The organism is Candidatus Poriferisocius sp. (genome assembly GCF_965204145.1).
GTDB lineage: Bacteria > Actinomycetota > Acidimicrobiia > Acidimicrobiales > Bin134 > Poriferisocius.
In genome coordinates this window covers 215,226-233,521 of record NZ_OZ241977.1, presented here as the reverse complement: position 1 = coordinate 233,521, position 18,296 = coordinate 215,226, and the positions used below count along the sequence as shown (strand labels likewise).

Annotated in this window: 17 protein-coding genes; 4 read left to right on the top strand and 13 right to left on the bottom strand. The window is 66.3% G+C overall.

The window, feature by feature from the left end; all coding sequences use genetic code 11:
• Positions 1–58 precede the first annotated feature (58 nt).
• Positions 59–982, top strand: coding sequence for a TIGR03564 family F420-dependent LLM class oxidoreductase (locus tag ACOGI7_RS00995; RefSeq protein ID WP_419850069.1), 924 nt, complete (start codon positions 59–61; stop codon positions 980–982).
• Here ACOGI7_RS00995 and ACOGI7_RS00990 read toward each other — a convergent pair.
• The 7 genes from ACOGI7_RS00990 to ACOGI7_RS00960 form a co-directional block, all read right to left on the bottom strand.
• Complete coding sequence (locus tag ACOGI7_RS00990) at positions 974–1,246, bottom strand: hypothetical protein (protein WP_419850068.1); 273 nt, start codon at positions 1,244–1,246, stop codon at positions 974–976. The genes ACOGI7_RS00995 and ACOGI7_RS00990 overlap by 9 nt on opposite strands.
• Entirely contained in the window at positions 1,243–2,484 is a 1,242-nt protein-coding gene (locus tag ACOGI7_RS00985; RefSeq protein ID WP_419850067.1) for an amidohydrolase family protein, read from the bottom strand. The genes ACOGI7_RS00990 and ACOGI7_RS00985 overlap by 4 nt, the downstream gene beginning before the upstream one ends.
• Positions 2,484–3,719, bottom strand: a complete 1,236-nt coding sequence (locus tag ACOGI7_RS00980; RefSeq protein WP_419850066.1) for a cytochrome P450 — start codon at positions 3,717–3,719, stop codon at positions 2,484–2,486. Before ACOGI7_RS00980 ends, ACOGI7_RS00985 begins: the two co-directional genes overlap by 1 nt.
• A gap of 29 nt (positions 3,720–3,748) precedes the next feature.
• Complete coding sequence (locus ACOGI7_RS00975) at positions 3,749–4,333, bottom strand: superoxide dismutase (RefSeq protein WP_419850065.1); 585 nt, start codon at positions 4,331–4,333, stop codon at positions 3,749–3,751.
• Positions 4,323–5,732 (bottom strand): amidohydrolase family protein, encoded by a 1,410-nt coding sequence (locus ACOGI7_RS00970; protein WP_419850064.1) that lies wholly within the window; start codon positions 5,730–5,732, stop codon positions 4,323–4,325. Before ACOGI7_RS00970 ends, ACOGI7_RS00975 begins: the two co-directional genes overlap by 11 nt.
• A gap of 47 nt (positions 5,733–5,779) precedes the next feature.
• Entirely contained in the window at positions 5,780–7,000 is a 1,221-nt protein-coding gene (locus ACOGI7_RS00965; RefSeq protein ID WP_419850063.1) for an amidohydrolase family protein, read from the bottom strand.
• Positions 7,001–7,104: 104 nt separating this feature from the next.
• The gene (locus ACOGI7_RS00960) at positions 7,105–7,482 is read right to left on the bottom strand and encodes a DUF3499 family protein (RefSeq protein ID WP_419850062.1); all 378 of its coding nucleotides are present in this window, start codon (positions 7,480–7,482) and stop codon (positions 7,105–7,107) included.
• Between the two features lie 85 nt (positions 7,483–7,567).
• Between ACOGI7_RS00960 and ACOGI7_RS00955 the strand changes: the two genes are divergently transcribed.
• Positions 7,568–8,572, top strand: coding sequence for a hypothetical protein (locus ACOGI7_RS00955; RefSeq protein ID WP_419850061.1), 1,005 nt, complete (start codon positions 7,568–7,570; stop codon positions 8,570–8,572).
• Positions 8,573–8,583: 11 nt separating this feature from the next.
• Positions 8,584–9,516 carry an aldo/keto reductase gene (locus tag ACOGI7_RS00950; RefSeq protein WP_419850060.1) on the top strand — a complete coding sequence of 311 codons (933 nt, stop codon included), beginning with the start codon at positions 8,584–8,586 and terminating at the stop codon, positions 9,514–9,516.
• Here ACOGI7_RS00950 and ACOGI7_RS00945 read toward each other — a convergent pair.
• Genes ACOGI7_RS00945 through ACOGI7_RS00935 form a run of 3 tightly spaced genes read right to left on the bottom strand, consistent with a single transcriptional unit; the run spans position 9,511 to position 12,982 of the window.
• Positions 9,511–11,154 (bottom strand): phospho-sugar mutase, encoded by a 1,644-nt coding sequence (locus ACOGI7_RS00945; protein ID WP_419850059.1) that lies wholly within the window; start codon positions 11,152–11,154, stop codon positions 9,511–9,513. The genes ACOGI7_RS00950 and ACOGI7_RS00945 overlap by 6 nt on opposite strands.
• On the bottom strand, positions 11,151–11,960 hold the full coding sequence (locus ACOGI7_RS00940; protein ID WP_419850058.1) for a purine-nucleoside phosphorylase: 810 nt from the start codon (positions 11,958–11,960) through the stop codon (positions 11,151–11,153). Before ACOGI7_RS00940 ends, ACOGI7_RS00945 begins: the two co-directional genes overlap by 4 nt.
• A gap of 41 nt (positions 11,961–12,001) precedes the next feature.
• Positions 12,002–12,982: an adenosine kinase gene (locus ACOGI7_RS00935; RefSeq protein WP_419850057.1), complete on the bottom strand. Its 981-nt coding sequence runs from the start codon at positions 12,980–12,982 to the stop codon at positions 12,002–12,004.
• 112 nt (positions 12,983–13,094) lie between these two features.
• On the opposite strand from ACOGI7_RS00935, the gene ACOGI7_RS00930 reads away from it, so the two are divergent.
• Positions 13,095–13,913: a phytanoyl-CoA dioxygenase family protein gene (locus ACOGI7_RS00930; protein ID WP_419850056.1), complete on the top strand. Its 819-nt coding sequence runs from the start codon at positions 13,095–13,097 to the stop codon at positions 13,911–13,913.
• 3 nt (positions 13,914–13,916) lie between these two features.
• Here the strand turns inward: ACOGI7_RS00930 and ACOGI7_RS00925 are convergent, their stop codons facing one another.
• The 3 genes from ACOGI7_RS00925 to ACOGI7_RS00915 are packed head-to-tail and all read right to left on the bottom strand — an operon-like array spanning position 13,917 to position 18,296.
• Positions 13,917–14,879: an aldo/keto reductase gene (locus tag ACOGI7_RS00925; RefSeq protein WP_419850055.1), complete on the bottom strand. Its 963-nt coding sequence runs from the start codon at positions 14,877–14,879 to the stop codon at positions 13,917–13,919.
• Between the two features lie 8 nt (positions 14,880–14,887).
• Positions 14,888–15,877: a Gfo/Idh/MocA family protein gene (locus ACOGI7_RS00920; protein ID WP_419850054.1), complete on the bottom strand. Its 990-nt coding sequence runs from the start codon at positions 15,875–15,877 to the stop codon at positions 14,888–14,890.
• A 10-nt stretch (positions 15,878–15,887) separates the two neighbouring features.
• Positions 15,888–18,296, bottom strand: a complete 2,409-nt coding sequence (locus ACOGI7_RS00915) for a glycoside hydrolase family 3 N-terminal domain-containing protein (RefSeq protein ID WP_419850053.1) — start codon at positions 18,294–18,296, stop codon at positions 15,888–15,890.

The window sequence follows — 18,296 nt, the reverse complement described above, 5'->3', positions numbered from 1 at the left end:
CAGTCAACCGGGCAGCAGTGACGGGAGCAAGACAATGCGAGGCATGAGGATTGGGGCGATGGCGGCCGAGGGTACGGGCGATCCGCCAGTGCCGGGTATGAGCGGGCCGCCCGGGTTGGACGAGATCACCGAGAACGTTCAGCGATTTGAGGCGTTGGGCTTAGACACAGCGTGGATCGCCAACATCGAGATCGACGCGGTCACCGCATCGGCGGTGGTGGGCACCGCCACCAGCCGCATCGAGATCGCCACCGGGGTCACCCCCACTCCCATGCGCCATCCCTTCGCCCTGGCCCAGCAGGCCGCTACCGCCCAGGCCGCATGCGGCGGTCGCTTCACCCTCGGCATCGGGCTGTGCCACCAGGGGATGGTGGAGAACCTGATGGGCCTGTCCTATGCCCGGCCGGCCCGCCAGATGAAGGAGTACCTAGAGATTGCCGGGCCCATGCTGCGAGGCGAGGGCATGAACTACGAGGGCGAGATCTACACCACCCGCTGGCGAGGCCTGTCGCATGCGCCTCCCACCGACATCATCGTGGCGGCCATGGGGCCGATCATGCTGGGCCACGCTGGGCGCCTGGCCACCGGCACTTTCGTGTGGGCCACCGGTCCCAGCACGCTGGCCGACTACGTGGTGCCCACCATCGGCGCCGCAGCCACTGAAGCCGGGCGTCCTCAGCCGAGGGTGGCCGCCGGATTCCCCATCTCGGTGGTCGACGACGCCAGCGCCGGCTATGAGGCCGCGGCCCGGACTTTCGCCCACTACAAGGACATCCCCTCCTATCGCGGCATGCTCGACCGGGAGGGCAAGCCCGGTGTGGAGGATCTGGCCATCACCGGGAACGAGGCCGCGGTCACCGCGCAACTCGAACGCATCCGTGATGCCGGGGTCACCGACTTGGTGGCCTTCATCTACGACACCGACGACCACTCCCGAACCCGCACCGAAGCCCTGCTGGGAGAGCTGTCGAGTTCAGGCTGAGCTGAGCAGGGGGATGTAAGGCTCCGGGTTGCCGATCCAGCGCAGGGCCCGCAGTTCTTCGGCGCCGCGCTCTCCACCCAGCACCGCGTGGAGCTCATCTAAGGGAGCTTCGAGAGTGGCCGCGGGCGGCATCCGGTCGGCCACCCCCACGATCCGGGTCTCGTCGCCGAACCGCAGCACCAGGCCGCGCAACCCGGCGTCCACGATGCGCCGCCCCAGATCGGCGGCCAGCGCTTCGAACTCCGGGCCTGCCGTGGGGGTCAAACCGCTGCTTGGTCCCGCAGCTCGGCTGCGGTTGGGATATCCAAGCCCAGCATCCGGATCGCATTGTCCCGGCAGATGGCGTCCACCTCGGGCTGGGTCAGGTGCCCCATCTGCGAGGCCAACAACTCCTTGGAGTGCGGCCATGTGGAATCAGAGTGGGGGTAGTCGGTCTCGGTAGTGATGGTCTCCAGGCCGATGGCGTCGATGTTGGCCAATCCCACTTTGTCGTCGAAGAAGCACACGAACACGTGGTCGCGGTAGTAGGTGGACGGCGGCTCGGGCACCTTGTCGGCCACCCCGCCCCAGGCGGCGTTCTCCTTCCACACCACGTCTACCCGGTCCAAGATGTAGGGCAGCCAGCCCATCTGCCCCTCCGAGTAGGCCACTTTGAGGCTCGGGAAGCGCACGAACACACCCGACATCAGGAAGTCCACCAATGAGTAGGTGGCGTTGGAGTGGACCAGCGCCGAGCCCACCGCGCCGGGGGCGTCGGCCGACGTGGACACCATCTTCGAGGACGATCCGATGTGCATGCACACCACGGTTGATGTTTCCTCGCAGGCCGCGAAGAACGGATCCCAGTAGCCGGAGTGGATCGACGGCAGGCCCAAGTTGGGCGGAATCTCCGAGAAGCACACCGCCCGCACGCCCCGCTCGGCGTTGCGCCGGACTTCGGCTGCGGCCAGCTCCACGTCCCACAGCGGGATGAGGCACAGCGGAATCAGCCGCCCGCCGCTCTCACCGCACCACTCCTCCACCATCCAGTCGTTGTAGGCCTGCACGCACAAAAGGGCCAGGTCCATGTCGGAGGCCTCGGCGAAGGCCTGGCCGCAGAATCGGGGAAACGACGGGAAGCACAGCGAGGCATCCACATGGCCGATGTCCATGTCGCCCAGCCGGGGCGCCACCTGCCAGGCGCCGGGCTGCATCTCCTCGAAGGTGATGCCCACCATCTGGAGCTCATCGCGGGGAAAGGCCACCGCCGAGTGGGTGCGGACCATCGGATAGTGGAGATCCTCGTAGTACCAATACGAGGTGGGCCGGCCGGTGCCCTCAGTCCACGAGAACACGCCCCCCACATAGGAGATCTCGCACGGGGCGGTCACCACCCGGGGGCCGATGTCCACGTAGCGGGACGGCAGCCGCGACTGCCACACATGGGGCGGCTCGATGACGTGGTCGTCCACCGAGATGATGGGGGGAATCTCGATCCCCGGCCCGGCAGTCGACGCAGCCATTACTGCACCGTGATGGGGAACATGCCCAGCGCGCCGTCGCCCTCGGGCTCGCTTTGGGTGAACTCCACGTTCAGCCCCTCTAGGCCCCGGGTGAACGCCCCGGGACGGTAATGGGGGGCATAGAAGGGCTCCAGCCTCATGTCGGGCAGCCGCCGGGTGAGCTCCTCGAACATGACCTTGAGCTGAAGCCGGGCCAACGACGCTCCCAAGCAGAAGTGGGTGCCGAAGCCGAAGGAGAGGTGATTGCGGGCGTCGCGGCGCACGTCCAGTGCTTCGGGGTCGTCGAACGCCTCGGGATCGCGGTTGGCCGAGGCGTACATCAGCAGCACTTGGTCGCCTTCTTTGAGGGTCTTGCCGTGCAGCTCGTGGGTGGCCGTCACCGTGCGGCGCATGTTCAAGATGGGCGACACGTAGCGGATGAACTCCTCCACCGCGGTCTCGCCGATCACCTCGGGCTCGTCAATGAGGATCTGGCGCTGGTCGGGGCTCTCCATCATGGCCAGGCAGGTGGTGCCGATCACCGTGCGGGTGGTCTCCGCCCCGCCGTCCAGCACCAAGAGCACCTCGTGCATTATGTCTTCGTCGCTCAGCGGCTGGCCGTCGAGCTCCTTGTGGCACCACATGGAGATGAGATCGTCTTGGGGGTCGGCCTTGCGCTTCTGCACCAGCTCGTAGGTGGTGCCGGCCCATTCCTCGATGGCCCGGTCTCCCTGCACGGTGTGGTAACCCGGGCCACCGCCGCCCTGCATGGTGGCCTCCGACCAGTGCATGACCCGGTGCCACATCTCGGCGGGATAGCCCAGCCGCTCGCCGATCATGTAGGCCGGCAGCGGTGCGGCCAGGTCGTACACCACTTCGCACCATCCCCGGGGTGCCACCCGGTCGATCAGCTCGGTAACCACCGCCCGGATCTTGTCCTCCTGCTTGCGCACCGCCCGGGGGGTGAACTCCCGGGCCACCAGCATTCGCTGGCGCTGGTGGTCGGGATCGTCCATGTTGATCATGGAGTCCGACATCTCGATCTTGGGACGGCTGCCGGTGGCCGAGCTGTACAGATCGGTGTTCTTCTCCACTTCCAGCAGGTCGGCGTGGCGGGACACGCCCCAGATCTCGTTCTTCTCGTCCCAGTACACCGGGTCGTTCTCCCGCAGCCAGGCATACACCGGGAAGGGGTCTTGGGCGTACATGTACCCGTCCAATAGATCAACGGGCTGGGTCACCTCAGCAATCGCCATAAGCGGCGATGGTAGTGGGCGCGCTTCGGTCAGTCGGAAGCGAGGTTCTCGGCGGCGAATTCCCAGTTGATCAGGTGGTCCAAGAACGCCTCCACATAAGCGGCCCGGGCGTTCTGGTAGTCGAGGTAGTAGGCGTGCTCCCACACGTCCACCACCAGCAGAGCCCGGCGATCGTGCAGCAGGGGCAGATCGGCGTTGGCGGTCTGCACGATGTCGAGCCTGCCGTTGTCGGCTACCAGCCAGGTCCAGCCGGAGCCGAACAACCCCACGGCCGCATCGGCGAACTGGCGGCGGAACTCGTCGGTGGAGCCGAACGACTCCTCAATGGCCGCCTGAACGGGCCCCGAGGGGGCACCGCCTCCGTCGGGACTCATCGAGTGCCAGTAGAAGGTGTGGTTCCAAATCTGGGCTGCGTTGTTGAAGATCGCGCCCTCGGCGCCCAAGACCACCTTCTCGAGCTCGGCGCCCTCCCACTGGGTGCCGCTGGTCAGGCGGTTCAGATTGGCCACATAACCGGCGTGGTGCCGCTCGTAGTGGAAGCTCATCGTCTCGGCGCTCACATACGGTTCGAGCGCGCTCTGCGGGTACGGAAGGGGGGGAAGCTCAAACGCCATAACGGGCTATTACGGTACCGGCAAAAAATTCGGGATTGATAGCCGTATACATCCGATACGGGTTGTCGAACACGAAATCCCGGAAATCGGCGTCGGTGATCAGCCCCTCTTCCACCAAGCCGTGGGCCTCGTCCATGATCGAGCCGATGTCGGTCACGTCCCAGTGGCCGATGTCGGAGGAGAACACCGCGTTGAGCTTCACGCCGCAGGGGTTGGCCGGGCCGAAGGCCACATGCACGCCCCGGTCGTCGGCTTCGCAGCCGAAGTAGAGCGACGACGCGAACGACTCGGCGATCTCCTCGTCGGAGCTCACCCCCAGGCGGGTCCACTCGTCGGGCTCTTCGGGGGTTCCCCCGTGGATGGGCATTCCGTGGGCATACGAGGCCAGGTCGTCGCCGAGGACCTCCCGGAAGTCTCCGCCGTAGCGCTCGAAGTACCGACCCAGCTCGTCAAGGTCGAGCAGGGCGGGGTCGAAGTTGCGCTGGATGGCCTCCCAGCTTCGCTTCTCCCAGTGCTCGATGATGTCGCACAAGAGCTGGGTGGCCCACGACACGCCGCACTCCAGGAACACGAACGGCAGTTCGGGAATGCGGCGGGTGACCCCGCCCAAGAACAAGGTCTTGCACAGCTCGTACATCAGGGCCTGGAACTGGCCGATGTGGTTGGCGGTGTAGCTGGACACGAAGGTGTGGATGCCGGGGCGGAAGGCCAGGCCGCCGTGGAAGGTGGCGGCGAAGCCGAGCTCTGCGCAGCGCCGCCACACCGGGTCGTAGTCATAGGCCGAGTCCAGGCCATAGCAGTCGAACCAGTGGTGCTGGCCGGGCCACAGCCATCCCGACCGGGTGTGCTGGTCGGGCTCGTCGATGGGCCGCATCACTCCCTCGGCGAACACCACCACCTTCAGACCCAGTGCAGCGCAGTGCTCCAGCTCGGCGATGGCCTCATCGGGGGTGTGGGCGGGGATGATCCCAGCCATGGCCATGCGGTCGCCGTAAGGGTTGTACACATCGGCGTAGAACTCGTTGAAGGCCCGGCATAGGCCGGTGCGGTAGTCGGCGTCATCCACCGCACAGCTTGTGAGGGTGTTGGTGGGGTACAGCACCGAGTAGTCGATGCCGATCTCCGGCATGCGCTCATAGAGCAGGGCGGGCAGCATGGCGGTGGCCCGGTCCAGCACGTTGGCGGTGTGCGTCCCCCACCACGCCCCTTGAGGAGAGCGGTTCCGACGGCGGTCGTCGAGGCTCCGGGCCATCTGCGCGTTGCGCATGGGGAGGCCCTCAGAGAGGTACCGCCCATACAGGTCGGCACCCAGCACCCGCTCCAGGTGGGGCTGTTGGGCCGCGGTGATCTCCAGCACGTGGCCATCGGCGTCGATGACCGGGTGGCCGAACCGGCTCACCGCAGTCTCCCCGTCACGTCAGGCGGTGAGCCGCAACCAAAGCCGGGCTACGGAAGGCAGGCGTCGGGCAGCGGGTGGCGGAACAGGCGAGCCGCATTCTCATGGGTGAGCTTGCGGATCACGTCGTCGCTCAGGTGGCCCAGCTTCGACTCCAGGGTGTCTTGGCACTCGGGCCATGTGGAGTCGGCGTGGGGGTAGTCGGTCTCCACCATGGTGTGGTCGAGGTTGAGGGCAATCACCGCGTCGATGGACGACGGGTCGTTGATGGTGCAGTAGTAGAAGTTGCGCATCAGCACCTCGTGGGGGCCGATGTCGGTGCCGCCTGGCCATACCCCCCGCCCGTGACCGGAGATCTCGATCTGGTGCTTGAGCCGATCGTACATAATGGGCACCCAGCCGCAGCCTCCCTCCGACATGGCGATCTTGATGTTGGGATAGCGCACCGGGATGCCCGACCACACCCAGTCGGCCGCGGCCGCATAGGCGTGCATCTGGAACATGGTGGCCCCCACCCCTATGGGCGGGCCGCCGGGGTCGGTGGGCATGATGTGGCCCGACGACGCCACGTGCAGGCAGATCACGGTGTCGGTCTCCTCGCACGCCTGCCACACCGGCTCCCACCATTCGCTGTGTATAGACGGCAGGCCAAGGTTGTGGGGAATCTCCGGCAGCGTGACGGCCACGAAACCCCGCTCCGCGTTGCGGCGGATCTCGGCGGCGGCCAGGTCGGCATCCTTGAGCCAGGTGATGCCCATGGGGATGATGCGCTCGGGGTACGAGCCCCACCACTCCTCGTACACCCAGTCGTTGAACGCCCGGGTCACCGCCAGGCCCAGTTCGGGGTCGGAGCAGTCGGAGTAGACCCGGCCGCAGAATCCGGTGATCTGGCTGGGGAAGCAGATCGACGCCCAGATGCCGCCCAGGTCCATGTCGTGGATGCGGGCCTTGATGTCCCAGGAGCCCCGGCGCATATCGGAGAAGCGGGCGGGCTCCATGGTGAAGTCGTTGCGGTCGGCCCGTCCCACTAGGGCGTTCAGGCCGAGCTGAGCGTAGATCTCACCGTCGAATTCCCAGTGCTGGCCCCCGTCACCGCTCTCGACGACCTTCGGCGCCCGATCGGCGAACCGGGCAGGCAGCCGGCCCTCGAACAGCCAGGGCGGCTCCACGAGGTGGTCGTCAACCGAAATGAGCGTGTAGCGGATGCGCTGGGCCTCAGGATCGGGAAGCAGCAGCTCGCTGGGCTTCTCGTGGATATCGACGATGGTCATGGCAGAAGCCTACGACGCTCAGGGTGGCCGTTGCTATAAGCCAGCCCCTTCAAGCCCGGTTTCTGTGCTTTTGGCGATGTGCAGACGAATCTGCGCGGGCCGGATCAATCGATGCCAGCAGCGCGGAAGGCCCGGCTGAGCAGCGGTGGAACCTCCCCCACCGCGGCGTCCTCCATGTCCTCCACTATCGCCTCCTCCATATCGGGAAGCCTGAAGGCCTCCGGAGATTCGGAAGCAGCGTCGTCGACCAGCACCAGCTCGGGCTCAAACTCCGACCCCTCGAATGGGGTCCGCGAATCCGCCAGCGTCCAGCCCAATGGCACCACAACCCCGTCGGCATGGGCACGACATAGCGGCACACCGGCGACACCGTCATCGTCTTGGATGTCGACCAACTGCGCCGACAGATCCCGGGCGTTGATCAATAGAGCTGCCGAAGCACGTGCTCCGCATGTCACACGCGCGCAGAACTTCCCCGACATACTCAAAAAATACTCCCGCCCAAACAAGAATTAACGGATACCCCGGTTGCACCGCCTCGCTGGTCGGCAGTAGATAGGTGAAGAGATGAGATTGAATTCAGTCGACCGCCGAGCAGTTGATGTCTTGGCCCGCCAGTTGGAGCTGTGCCGGGCCGCACCCGGGCGCCCGGCAATTGTGCTGTCCGATGGTGCCACTGACCCTGCTCTGGTTGACGCCGCCATCCATGCCCTCGACCAAATCGGCGCTCGGGCCGAACCGGTGTTTGTCGACGATCAGCCAGCTGACCACAGGAATGCTGAGCCGACAATGCCCGACATCGTCGTCGACCTCCTCAACGGCTACTCGGATGCGGCTGAAACCCTGGTCTCTCCCAACGCCCGGGTTTTGTCGGTGGTCGCCCACAGCACCGGCGAACTGCACGGAGTCGTGCCCCATGTCGGATTGAGCCGCCGGGTGAAGCGGGGCTTGGACCTGCTGGAAGCCGGGCAGGAACTGCACGTGGGCGACGACAAGGGCACGAACTTGCGGATCGGTCTGAGAGGCGCCCGCCGGTGGATGCACGACGGTTTGGCCACCGTCCCCGGCACGGTCGCCGAGTGGCCCCGGGGAATGATCGGGTCGTCCCCCGATGCGGGAACCGCCAATGGAACCGTGGTGATGTCGCCCGGCGACATCTGGCTGCCGATGGGCTGGTACGCCCGTTCTTCGGTGGCTTTGACCTTTGAGGGTGGACGGATGGTGCGCATCGAGGGGCCGCAGAGCGAGACCGATGCCATCCGGGCCCATCTGGCATCGGTCGGCTCTCCCTCGGCTTACCGGCTCGATGCGGTGGAGATCGGCCTGCTGTGGATCGACAGCCCGCGGCCACCAGCCCTGTTCGAGCCGGGATTCGCCGAATCATTCGGGGTTGCCGACCGGTACGGCCATGTGGTGATCGCTACCGGCGACTACCCCACCGTGGGCATCGCCTGCTGTTTGAGGAGTGCCACGGTGGCCGTCGACGAGGTGGCCGCCGTGCGGTCGGGACAACCCCAGGGAGACCTCGCTCCCGACGTCTACGAGCAGGCCGCCCACCGCTTCCCGCTGTAGTGTCCCAGCGCATGGAGATGCGCAGCATTGGAAGCTTGTCGGCCTCGGTTATCGGGCTGGGGTGCAACAACTTCGGCATGACCATCGACGCCGATGCCACCCAGACGGTGGTGGACGCCGCCATGGACGCCGGGATCAACTACTTCGACACCGCCGACCTGTACGGCCGGGGCAAGTCCGAGGAGTTCCTCGGCGCCGCGTTGGGCAGCCGGCGCGACCAGGTGATTGTGGCCACCAAGTTCGGTCACCCAGGTGCGCTGCCCGAGGGGCAGAAGGGCGGCGACCCGGCCTGGATCCGCCAAGCCGTGGAGGCCAGCCTCACCCGGCTGAACACCGACCGCATCGACCACTACCAGCTCCACATGCCCGACACCGACACTCCTCAGGCCGAGACGCTAGGGGCGCTTCAAGAACTGGTCGACGAGGGCAAGGTCTTGGAGATCGGCTGTTCCAACTTCAGCGCCGAGCAGATCGACGAATCGGCTCGCGCCGCGGCGCAGGCCGAAGCGGGCAACTACGCCAGCGTGCAGAATCACTACTCGGTGCTTACCCGCAGCGTGGAGGACGAGGGCGTGGCAGATGCCTGCGAGCGCACGGGAATGACAGTGGTCCCCTATTTCCCCCTGGAGTCCGGGCTGCTCACTGGCAAATACTCGGGGATGACGCCTCCCGAGGGGTCGCGGCTGTCGTTCTGGAAGGGCGAGATGCGGGACATGTTCCTCAGCGAACGCAACCTGGCCGCGGTAGACCGGCTCACCGACTATGCCGCCGGCTCGGGCCATAGCATTCTGGAGCTGGCCATCGGATGGCTGGTGTCCAACCCGGCGGTGGCCACCGTCATCTGCGGCGCCACCAAGCCCTCCCAAGTGGCCTCCAACGTGGCGGCAGCCGACTGGGCCATGACTCCTGCTCAGCGGTCCGAGATCGCGGCCTTGGCCTCATAGCCCAAGAATCAGCTCTCGCACTGCCTCGCTCAGCGTGAAGAGCGGGTCGGGGATTTGGATGTCGCCGACCACTTCGATGTAGCCCTTGATCTGGGGCTCGGTGCCGCTGGGCCGCAGCGACACCCGGCTGTCGTCGGCCAAGTCGAACCGCAGCACATCAGCGGGATACAAGCCCCTGGCACCGTCTTTGAAGTCGGTGATCTCGGTCACCGCCACGCCTCCGAATTGACTAGGCAGGTCGGCTCGAACAGCTTCCATGATCTCTGCTCCGGGGCGTCTGCCCAGTTCTACGCTCACCTGATCGGTGCGGTGGAGGCCGAACTCGTCCATCAGCTCGGCAAGCCGCTCGATTGGAGTGCGTCCGAACTCGTAGGCCAGCCACCTGCACATCATCGTGAAATGGACCGCTGCGCTGATGCCATCTTTGTCCCTCACCCTGTTGTTACAGGCGAAACCCAACGCCTCCTCGTAGCCGAACACGAACCTCCAGGGCAGGTGACCGGGCCGGGGCTTGAGATTGTCGGCTGCCCGAGCGATCCATTTGAAGCCGGTCAGTGTCTCCACATGGGTAGCGCCCCGGGCCTCGGCGATGCGACCGACCAGCCGGCCCGAGACGATGCTGGAGGCCACCACACGCTCATCGCCACCCGACTCGACACTCAATCCCAGAATCCAGTCGCAAAGCAGCGCTCCGATCTCGTCGCCGGTCAATACGCGCCACTCGTTCTGGTAAGCCCACACCACGGCCGCCATCCGGTCGGCGTCTGGGTCGTTGGCTATGGCCAGGGGGGTGTCGATCTGCTCGGCTCGCTTGATCACCTTGGCCAGGGTGTCGTGGTCCTCGGGATTGGGCGAGACAACGTTTCGGAATAGGGGGTCGGGCTCGGCTTCGTCTTCCACAACAAAAGGTTCGCCATTGTCCAACTGTGTCAGCGCGAAATTCACGTAGTGCAACCCCACCCCTTGCAGAGGGGTGTACGCCAGCGGGTGGAACGAGTAGAGACGGGGAACATTGGCCAAGATGGCCGCTATGTAATCCACTTCTACTGAGACCTTTTGCGGCCACTCCGGATCGGAACCTCGATCAGGAAGGTCGCAGGGAGGCAGCGGCTGGGCTGCCATGGCCGCTTCGATGGCCTGATCGTGGGGCGGGATGACCTGGGCGCCGTCAGCCAGGTACAGCTTGAAACCGTTGTCGCCGACGGGATTGTGACTGGCGGTGACCATGACACCCGCCGCGCCCGTGAGTTCGGTGACAGCAAAGGCCAAAACGGGGGTGGGCGAATTGGGGGGCAGCATCACGGGCCAGCACCCAGCCCCGGCCAAAACCTCGGCGATGTCGGCAGCGAAAATGTCGGAGTTTTGGCGGGCATCGTGGGCTATCACCACCCCGCCACTGCCGCCGAGCCACTCGGCTAGCGCGGCGGCGAACTGGCGCGCCACCACCCGGTTTATGCGGTTGGGGCCCGCGCCCATCGGGCCGCGGATGCCAGCAGTGCCGAAACGGAGGCGATCTCCGAAGCGGTCGTCGATCCCGGCTTGGTCGCCCGTGTCGATCAGCTGCCGCAACTCGGCTCGGGTAACCGGGTCGGGGTCGGCGGCCAGCCACTCTTCGGGCGTGGGAGCTTGGGGTATCACAGCACTTTGATGACGGTGCTCAGCACCTCGGTGACCCGGCCTTGGGCGGCCTGACCAGCGTCCAGCACTTCTTGGTGGTCGAGTGCCGCACCCATGCCGGCGGCCGCGTTGGTGACCAGCGACACCCCGGCCACCTCAGCCCCGAGGTGGCGGACGGCGATGGCCTCCAAGACGGTGGACATGCCCACCAAGTCGGCGCCCATGCGGGCCAGCATGGTGATCTCCGCCGGGGTCTCGAAGTGCGGCCCCACCAGCCCGGCGTACACCCCCTCGCCCACCGTGGGGTCGATGCGGCGCACGGCCTCGCGAATACGGGACGAGTACAGATCGGTCAGGTCGGTGAACCGAATGGCATATCCCTCGGGCGGGGCCGGGCCGAACAGCGGGGATTGCCCGGTGAGGTTGATGTGGTCGCTGATCAGTACCGGCTGGCCCACTCCGAAGGCGGGGTTCATGCAACCGGCTGCGTTGGTCAGCACCACCGTGGAACATCCCGCAGCCACCGCGGCCCGCACACCGTGGACAACGTCGGACGGAGGGTGGCCCTCGTAGAGATGGACCCGCCCGGCCATCACCAGCACACGTTGCTCGCCCATGCTCACGGCGCTGAGCGTGCCCCCATGGCCGGGCACCGATGGGGAATGGAACCCGGTGATGGTCTCCGCCGCAACTGCGGCATCGACGGCCCCTAGCCTCTCGGCGACCTCGGCCCAGCCCGAGCCCAGCACCACCGCGGCGTCGAAGCTACCTCCCAGCCGCCCAATCAGCTCCGTGCCAGCCTGCTCAGCGCGCTCGAATGGGTTCATACCTCGATGGTAGGAGGTGCCGGTGACACTTCCCGCACCGGCTACTCGGCCAGATGGGCCAGCGAACCGGAGGGGCGGGCGCCGAACTGGCTGATGGTCTCGGTGGCGGCCAAAGAGCCCAGCCTTCCGCACTGAGCCAAGTCCATTCCGCGGGTCCAGCCGTAGAGGAACCCGGAGGCGTACAGGTCGCCGGCTCCGGTGGTGTCCACTACTTCAGCCGTGGGCGCGGCGGGAACTTCGATGATCTCGGTGGGAGTGACCAGCACCGATCCCCGCTCGCTCCGGGTCAGCGCGGCCACGGCGCACCTCCCCTGCACCGCGGCCACCGCGGCATCGAAGTCGTCGCCGGTCTCGTACAGCGTGCAGATCTCGTGCTCGTTGCCGAACAGCAGGTCGATGGGACCGTCCACCAGGTCGAGCCATTCCTGGTGGTGGCGCTCTACGCAGAAGCTGTCCGACAGCGTGAAAGAGATGGTCCCCCCGGCAGCCGAGCAGATGGAGATGGCCTTGCGGATGGCCTCCTTGGTGATGTCCACGTCCCAGATGTAGCCCTCGCAGTACAGCACCTGGGCCGCACCCACCAGGCCGGGATCGATGTCGTCGGGGTGGAGCTCGGTGCTGGCCCCCAGATAGGTGTTCATGGTGCGGGCCGCGTCGGGGGTCACGATGATGAGGCAACGGGCGGTGGGCGGCCCGTCAGCGGCCGGAGGCACCTCGAAGCGCACCCCCAGCGCCCCGATGTCGTGGGCGAACACCTCGCCGAGCTGGTCGTCGCGCACCTTGCCGATGTACCCCACCCGTCCGCCGAACGAGGCCACCCCGGCCACCGTGTTGGCCGCCGATCCCCCCGACGTCTCGATGGCCGGTGCCATGGCGCCGTACAGCTCCTCGGTCCGCTCGGCGTCGATCAGCGTCATCGCCCCCTTCACCAGGCCGTGGGCCTCGATGAACTCGTGGTCCTCAGTGCTGATCACATCGACAATGGCGTTGCCGATCCCCACCACGTCCAACGCCTCACTCATAGCGAACCGAGGCTACCGAGCACTCTGGCAACTGAACCAAGACGGGCAATTCAACCCGTCTCGCCATGAGCTCTACCCGTGAATCTAAGGTGGAATCGGTGAGGCGAGGCCCATGAGCGACCGGATCGATGGTGACGAGTACCGGGTGTCCGATGAGGAGAAGGCGTACTTCGCGGAACACGGCTACGTGCATCTGCACGGGCTGCTGACCGACGACGAAGTGGGCGAGCTCGAGGCTGTCTACGACCGGTTCCTGCGCCGGGAGATCGAGGTGCCGGGCAAGGATTACTGCGACATGGCCGGCGACTATGGCAGGACCCCTGAGGACTTCTCGATCATCAACGTGATGCTGCCCCGGCGCTACTACCCGGCGTGGCAGGGCAACATCTACGAGCGCCGAACAGCATCGGCCGCCCGCCAGCTATGTGGCAACGGGATGGCCATCGACTACGACCAGCTCTTGGCCAAGCAGCCCTTCAAGCTCGATGCGGTGTTCGCCTGGCACCAAGACATGGCCTACTGGCCCGATACGCCCGACACCCGCACGGCCACGTTCTGGCTGGCCATCGACGACTCCACCATTGAGAACGGCTGCATGCGCTTCGTGCCGGCCACCAACCGGGAGCCGACGCTGCGGCCCCACACCCCCCAGTACGGCGACCGGGGTGAGTCCCACGCTCTGGGCACCGAATTGCTGGAGGGCGACGAGCCGGTTCCCGTGCCCATCGCCCGGGGCGACGTGACCGTGCACAACGAGCGGGTGATGCACGGCTCGGGCGGCAACTCCACCGCCGGTTTCCGCCGGGCCTACGTCATCGCCTATCGATCCGAGGACACGGTGGCCATCGAGCGCCAGCTCGGCTTCACCCACAGCCACAACGACAGCGGTGACGTCCTCCACCAAGTCGGCGTAGAGGGTCAGACCCGCTGAGGTCTAGCCGGAGAAGATGTACTCAACCTCGGCGGCAGTCAGCTCGGCCCGCTCGGCGGCGGTGCTCTGCTCCACTTCCTCCACCGAGGCGTTGCCCACGATCACCAGCGGTTGGAAGTCGGCGTGCAGCGCCCAGGCCAGCGCCACTTGGCTGAGGCTCAAGCCGTGCCAACGGGCCACCTCGGCGGCCCGCTCCCACCGCGCCCAGTTCTCGTCGTTGAGATAGCACCGGGCGGTGTCGGCCAAATGGCCCTCGGTTGCCGACTCGAGCTCGTTTCGGCCGATCCGCTCGCTCAGGAATCCCCCGGCCAGCGGCGACCATGCGACAACCTTTATCCCCCGCTCTTGATGCCAGGCCCGATCGGCAGCCCGGTGGGCGCCGGTCAGCGTGACCACGTCGGCCCACGGCTCGTCGAGCTGGTCGACGAGGCTCCAGTGGGCGCTGTTGGCCACCGGTCCTCGCAGGTCGTGGGCATCGGCGTACTCCACGGCCGCCTCGACCCGGGCCGTCGTCCAATTCGACACGCCCCAAGCCCCGATGTGGCTCCGGTCGATGGCGACATTGACCGCTTCCACCAGCACGCTGATGTCCATGGCGGGATCATCCCGGTGGAACATCCACAGATCGAGCTGGTCGATGCCGATCTGGCGACGCGACAAATCGATGTCCTCGACGATCGCTTCGGGGTTCACCCGGGGGCGGTCCCAGTGGGGAAGCTTGGGGTGGCACCCTTTGGCGAAGAAGACGATGCCGTCCCGGCCACCCCGGTGACGGACCCAGCGACCGAGGATGGCGTCCACCCCATCACCGCCGAAGGCGTAGTTGACCGCGGTGTCGAACGCATTGATCCCCGCATCGACCGCGGCATCGAGCATGGCGAACCTGGCTGGGTCGTCTAAGACGAACAGACCGATGGCCCCTTGCACCACTCGGCTGACCGGCGTGGCCACCCCAGGAAACTCCACGTACTCCACTACTTCCCCATTTCTGTTTCAAAGGGATACACGACCCCGATGCGATCTCGGATCTCATCGCACAAACCGGCCATCTCTAAAGTCAGCGACGGCGGCATTCGCTCGCTTTCGGTGCGCCCGGCCCGAACGCAGTCGACCACTTCTTGGATCTCGTATTCGAACCCGTTGGCTAGGTGGGCCATGACCTCGGTTTCCTCATTGCCCCCGGACCGCAGAATGGCCCGATCAGCCGCCCAGAACACGGGGATCTCAATCGACCCTGCGGTACCGGCGATCACTGCGCTGGATTCGAGGTTGGCCACCACCGCACAGCCGAGCTGGGCCAGCCCGCTCCCCGGATACGACGCCGAAATGGAGACGATCTCATCCACATTGGTCTCGCCGACACGGGCCACCACCCCGTAGTCCACCGGCGGCGCTCCGTACAGCCACCGGGCCAAGTGGAGCGGGTAGACCCCCACGTCGAGCAGGCTCCCCCCGGCGAGGTCGGGATTGAACAGCCGGTGCTCGGGCATTACCGGGGCGGCAAAGCCGAACGAGGCCGTCACCTGGCGGATGTCGCCAATGCGCCCGTCGTCGACCCAGCGGCGCACCACCTCATAGATGGGTAAGAATCGGGTCCACATCGCCTCCATGGCAAATACCCCTGCGGCCTGGGAGGCCTCCACAATCCGGGTCACTCCCTCCAGATTGGGGGCGATGGGCTTCTCCACCAGCACCGCCACCCCGGCATCAATGCAGGCGACGGCCGCCTCGGCATGGGAAGGGTGGGGGGTGCAGATGTACACCGCGTCGAGGTCCTCGCCCTGGAGCATCTCTCCTACCGATCCGTAGCTCGCCGCAATACCGTTCTGCTGGGCAAACGCGCCGGCCCGGCCCGCGTCCCTCCCCGCCACCGCAGCCACGTGGGCCCCCTCCACAACCTCCATCGCCCCCAGAAACTGCCCGGTGATGTGGCCGTGGCCGACCATCCCGAAACGAAAGTCCATATCCCCCCACTCATACCACCCGCGATGGGGTGGTAAACGAGGTGCGGTGGTCGAGCTTGAGACTGTTGGTTAGCCCGAGATTGGCCCTGAGAGGGAGATCCGTCGACGACTGCCCCACCATCACCTCGATGTCGCCCTCCTCCACCACCAATTCGAAGTCGCGGTTCAGAAGGGCGAGCTGGCTGGTGTCGAATTCAAACTCGACACGGCAGCTCTCGCCGGGATCAAGCGGCACCCGATGGAATCCGGCCAGTTGGCGGACGGGCCGGGTAACCGAGCCCACCAAGTCACGCACATAGAGCTGCACCACCTCGTCGCCGGCGCGATCGCCGGTGTTCTTCACCCCACAGCCGATAACCACCACATCGCCCGCGGGGGCGCTGGTGTCCGACAGGGTGAGATCGCTGATATCGAATGTGGTGTAGGAGCGACCGTGGCCGAAAGCCCAGATCGGCTCACTTGAGCCGTCCACGTAGGCCCGGTCGGATGAGAATCCGCTGCCGTGTTTGTGGCCGTGATACGTGGGGGATGCCCCCACACCAGCCGGGAACGAAACGGGAAGCTTGCCCCCGGGGTTCACCTCGCCGAACAGGGCCGAGGCGATCGCCTTCGGGCCCTCAGGGCCGGGATGCCAAACCTGGAGGATGGCCTTGGCACCGGCCAGGTCTTCGGCGATGTCAAGCGGACGACCGCTTACCACCACCGCAACCGTGGGCACACCGGCCGCGATCACTCGACGGACCAACTCGGGCTGGGCACCGGGAAGCTCCAGCGTCTTCCGATCTCGCCCCTCTCCCCCGGTGGCATCGCCAACCCAGCCGGTCTTCTCGCCTACAGCCAGAACCACCACGTCGGCGGCTCGGGCCGCGGCCACCGCCTCGTCGATGCCATCTTCGTCGGGTCGGGTCCAGTCACAGCCCCTCGTGCTCGTTACAGGGGTGTGTTGGGCGATGGCATCGGCAATGGTGCCCATGTTGGGGTAGATGTCCCCGACCGCCTGGTCGAGCTCGACCGGGTCGATGATGGCCCCGGTGCTGTGGAAGACCTTGGTGACCGCGTCGAGGGTTGGATCGGGAGAGCTCGAGTCGTCGCCATCTTCAGAGGCCCCGAAGACACCAGCCATAGACCCCTCTAGGCCGCGGGACATCGCCATACCGAGCTCAACGGCCGCGGCCGGGGTGTACGCCGCGAACAAGCCCCGCAGAGTGTCGGCCATCGGCCCGATCACCGCCACCGTTCCGACATCGCGGCGGAGGGGAAGGATGCCGTCATTCTCCAGCAGGACCAGCGACGCATCGGTGATGGTTCGGGCCAACTCCAGCGCCTCGGGCTGGTTGAACGCCTCCGCCGCCCGGTCGGGATCCACGGTGGGCGAGTCCATGAGGCCGACCTGGAAGCGCTGGGTGAGTGCCCGCTCCACGGCCAGGTCAAGCACCGATTCGTCGAGGTCTCCGTTGCGGACCGCATCGGGCAGCGAGGGATAGCCGATTCCCGAGGGCAGCTCGATGTCGAGTCCGGCTGACAGGGCCAATATCCCCGCCTCGGCATCGGTGGCGGCCACCGCGTGGGGCTTGCGGAGCCGGGTCACCGCCGAGTAGTCGGCCACCACGCAGCCCCCGAACCCGAGTTGGCCGCGAAGCAGGTCGGTGAGGATCTCTGAAGATGCGGCCACCGGCACTCCGTCGATCTCGGAATACGAGTTCATCACCGACGCCAGCCCGGCGTCGCGGATGGCGCCCTCAAAGGGCAGGGCGTAAACCTCGTGAACGGCACGCGGCCCCATGGGGCTGGCCGTCTGGTTGAGGGCGCCCTCGGTGTAGGAGTAGCCCAGGAAGTGCTTGCCGGTAGCCACCGTGCCGGTGCTGAGATCATCGGTCTGCATGCCGCGTATGAAGGCGATGCCCATCGCGGTACACAGAAAGGGGTCCTCGCCGTAGGTCTCGTGGACTCGGCCCCATCGGGCGTCCCGGTTCACGTCCAGCACGGGAGAGAGCACGTGATTGATGCCGACGGCTCGAGCCTCGCGGCTGGCCACCGCGGCCATCTGCTCGATGAGCCGCGGCTGGAAGGTGGCCGCCAAGCCGATGGCGGTGGGAAAAGCAGTGGCCGACTCTTGGGCCAAGCCGCACAGCGACTCGTTGTGGACCATGGCGGGAACTCCGAGCCGGGTGTTGTCCCTTATCCACTCCTGGATGGTGTTGAGAATCAAGGCCAAGTCCCGGGGCCTGCGGGCCAGACCCCCACCCATGCAGAGATGGCCCACACCGTGGGGAATCATCTGGCTCATCCTGTCGGGATCGGGCCCGGTTGGCCCCATGAACGCTGCGGGGAAGACGCCCACCACCTGAGCCGCCTTTTCCTCCAGCGTCATGCGCGACAGCAGTTCAGCCACCCGCTCAGCGATGGACGATTCGGACAT

Coding starts and splice junctions, on each gene's coding strand:
- ACOGI7_RS00955 (WP_419850061.1), top strand. CDS start 7,568: ATGAGATTGAATTCAGTCGACCGCCGAGCAGTTGATGTCTTGGCCCGC.
- ACOGI7_RS00940 (WP_419850058.1), bottom strand. CDS start 11,960: ATGAACCCATTCGAGCGCGCTGAGCAGGCTGGCACGGAGCTGATTGGG.
- ACOGI7_RS00930 (WP_419850056.1), top strand. CDS start 13,095: ATGAGCGACCGGATCGATGGTGACGAGTACCGGGTGTCCGATGAGGAG.
- ACOGI7_RS00975 (WP_419850065.1), bottom strand. CDS start 4,333: ATGGCGTTTGAGCTTCCCCCCCTTCCGTACCCGCAGAGCGCGCTCGAA.
- ACOGI7_RS00995 (WP_419850069.1), top strand. CDS start 59: ATGGCGGCCGAGGGTACGGGCGATCCGCCAGTGCCGGGTATGAGCGGG.
- ACOGI7_RS00985 (WP_419850067.1), bottom strand. CDS start 2,484: ATGGCTGCGTCGACTGCCGGGCCGGGGATCGAGATTCCCCCCATCATC.
- ACOGI7_RS00960 (WP_419850062.1), bottom strand. CDS start 7,482: ATGTCGGGGAAGTTCTGCGCGCGTGTGACATGCGGAGCACGTGCTTCG.
- ACOGI7_RS00980 (WP_419850066.1), bottom strand. CDS start 3,719: ATGGCGATTGCTGAGGTGACCCAGCCCGTTGATCTATTGGACGGGTAC.
- ACOGI7_RS00950 (WP_419850060.1), top strand. CDS start 8,584: ATGGAGATGCGCAGCATTGGAAGCTTGTCGGCCTCGGTTATCGGGCTG.
- ACOGI7_RS00920 (WP_419850054.1), bottom strand. CDS start 15,877: ATGGACTTTCGTTTCGGGATGGTCGGCCACGGCCACATCACCGGGCAG.
- ACOGI7_RS00915 (WP_419850053.1), bottom strand. CDS start 18,296: ATGTCCGAATCGTCCATCGCTGAGCGGGTGGCTGAACTGCTGTCGCGC.
- ACOGI7_RS00965 (WP_419850063.1), bottom strand. CDS start 7,000: ATGACCATCGTCGATATCCACGAGAAGCCCAGCGAGCTGCTGCTTCCC.
- ACOGI7_RS00935 (WP_419850057.1), bottom strand. CDS start 12,982: ATGAGTGAGGCGTTGGACGTGGTGGGGATCGGCAACGCCATTGTCGAT.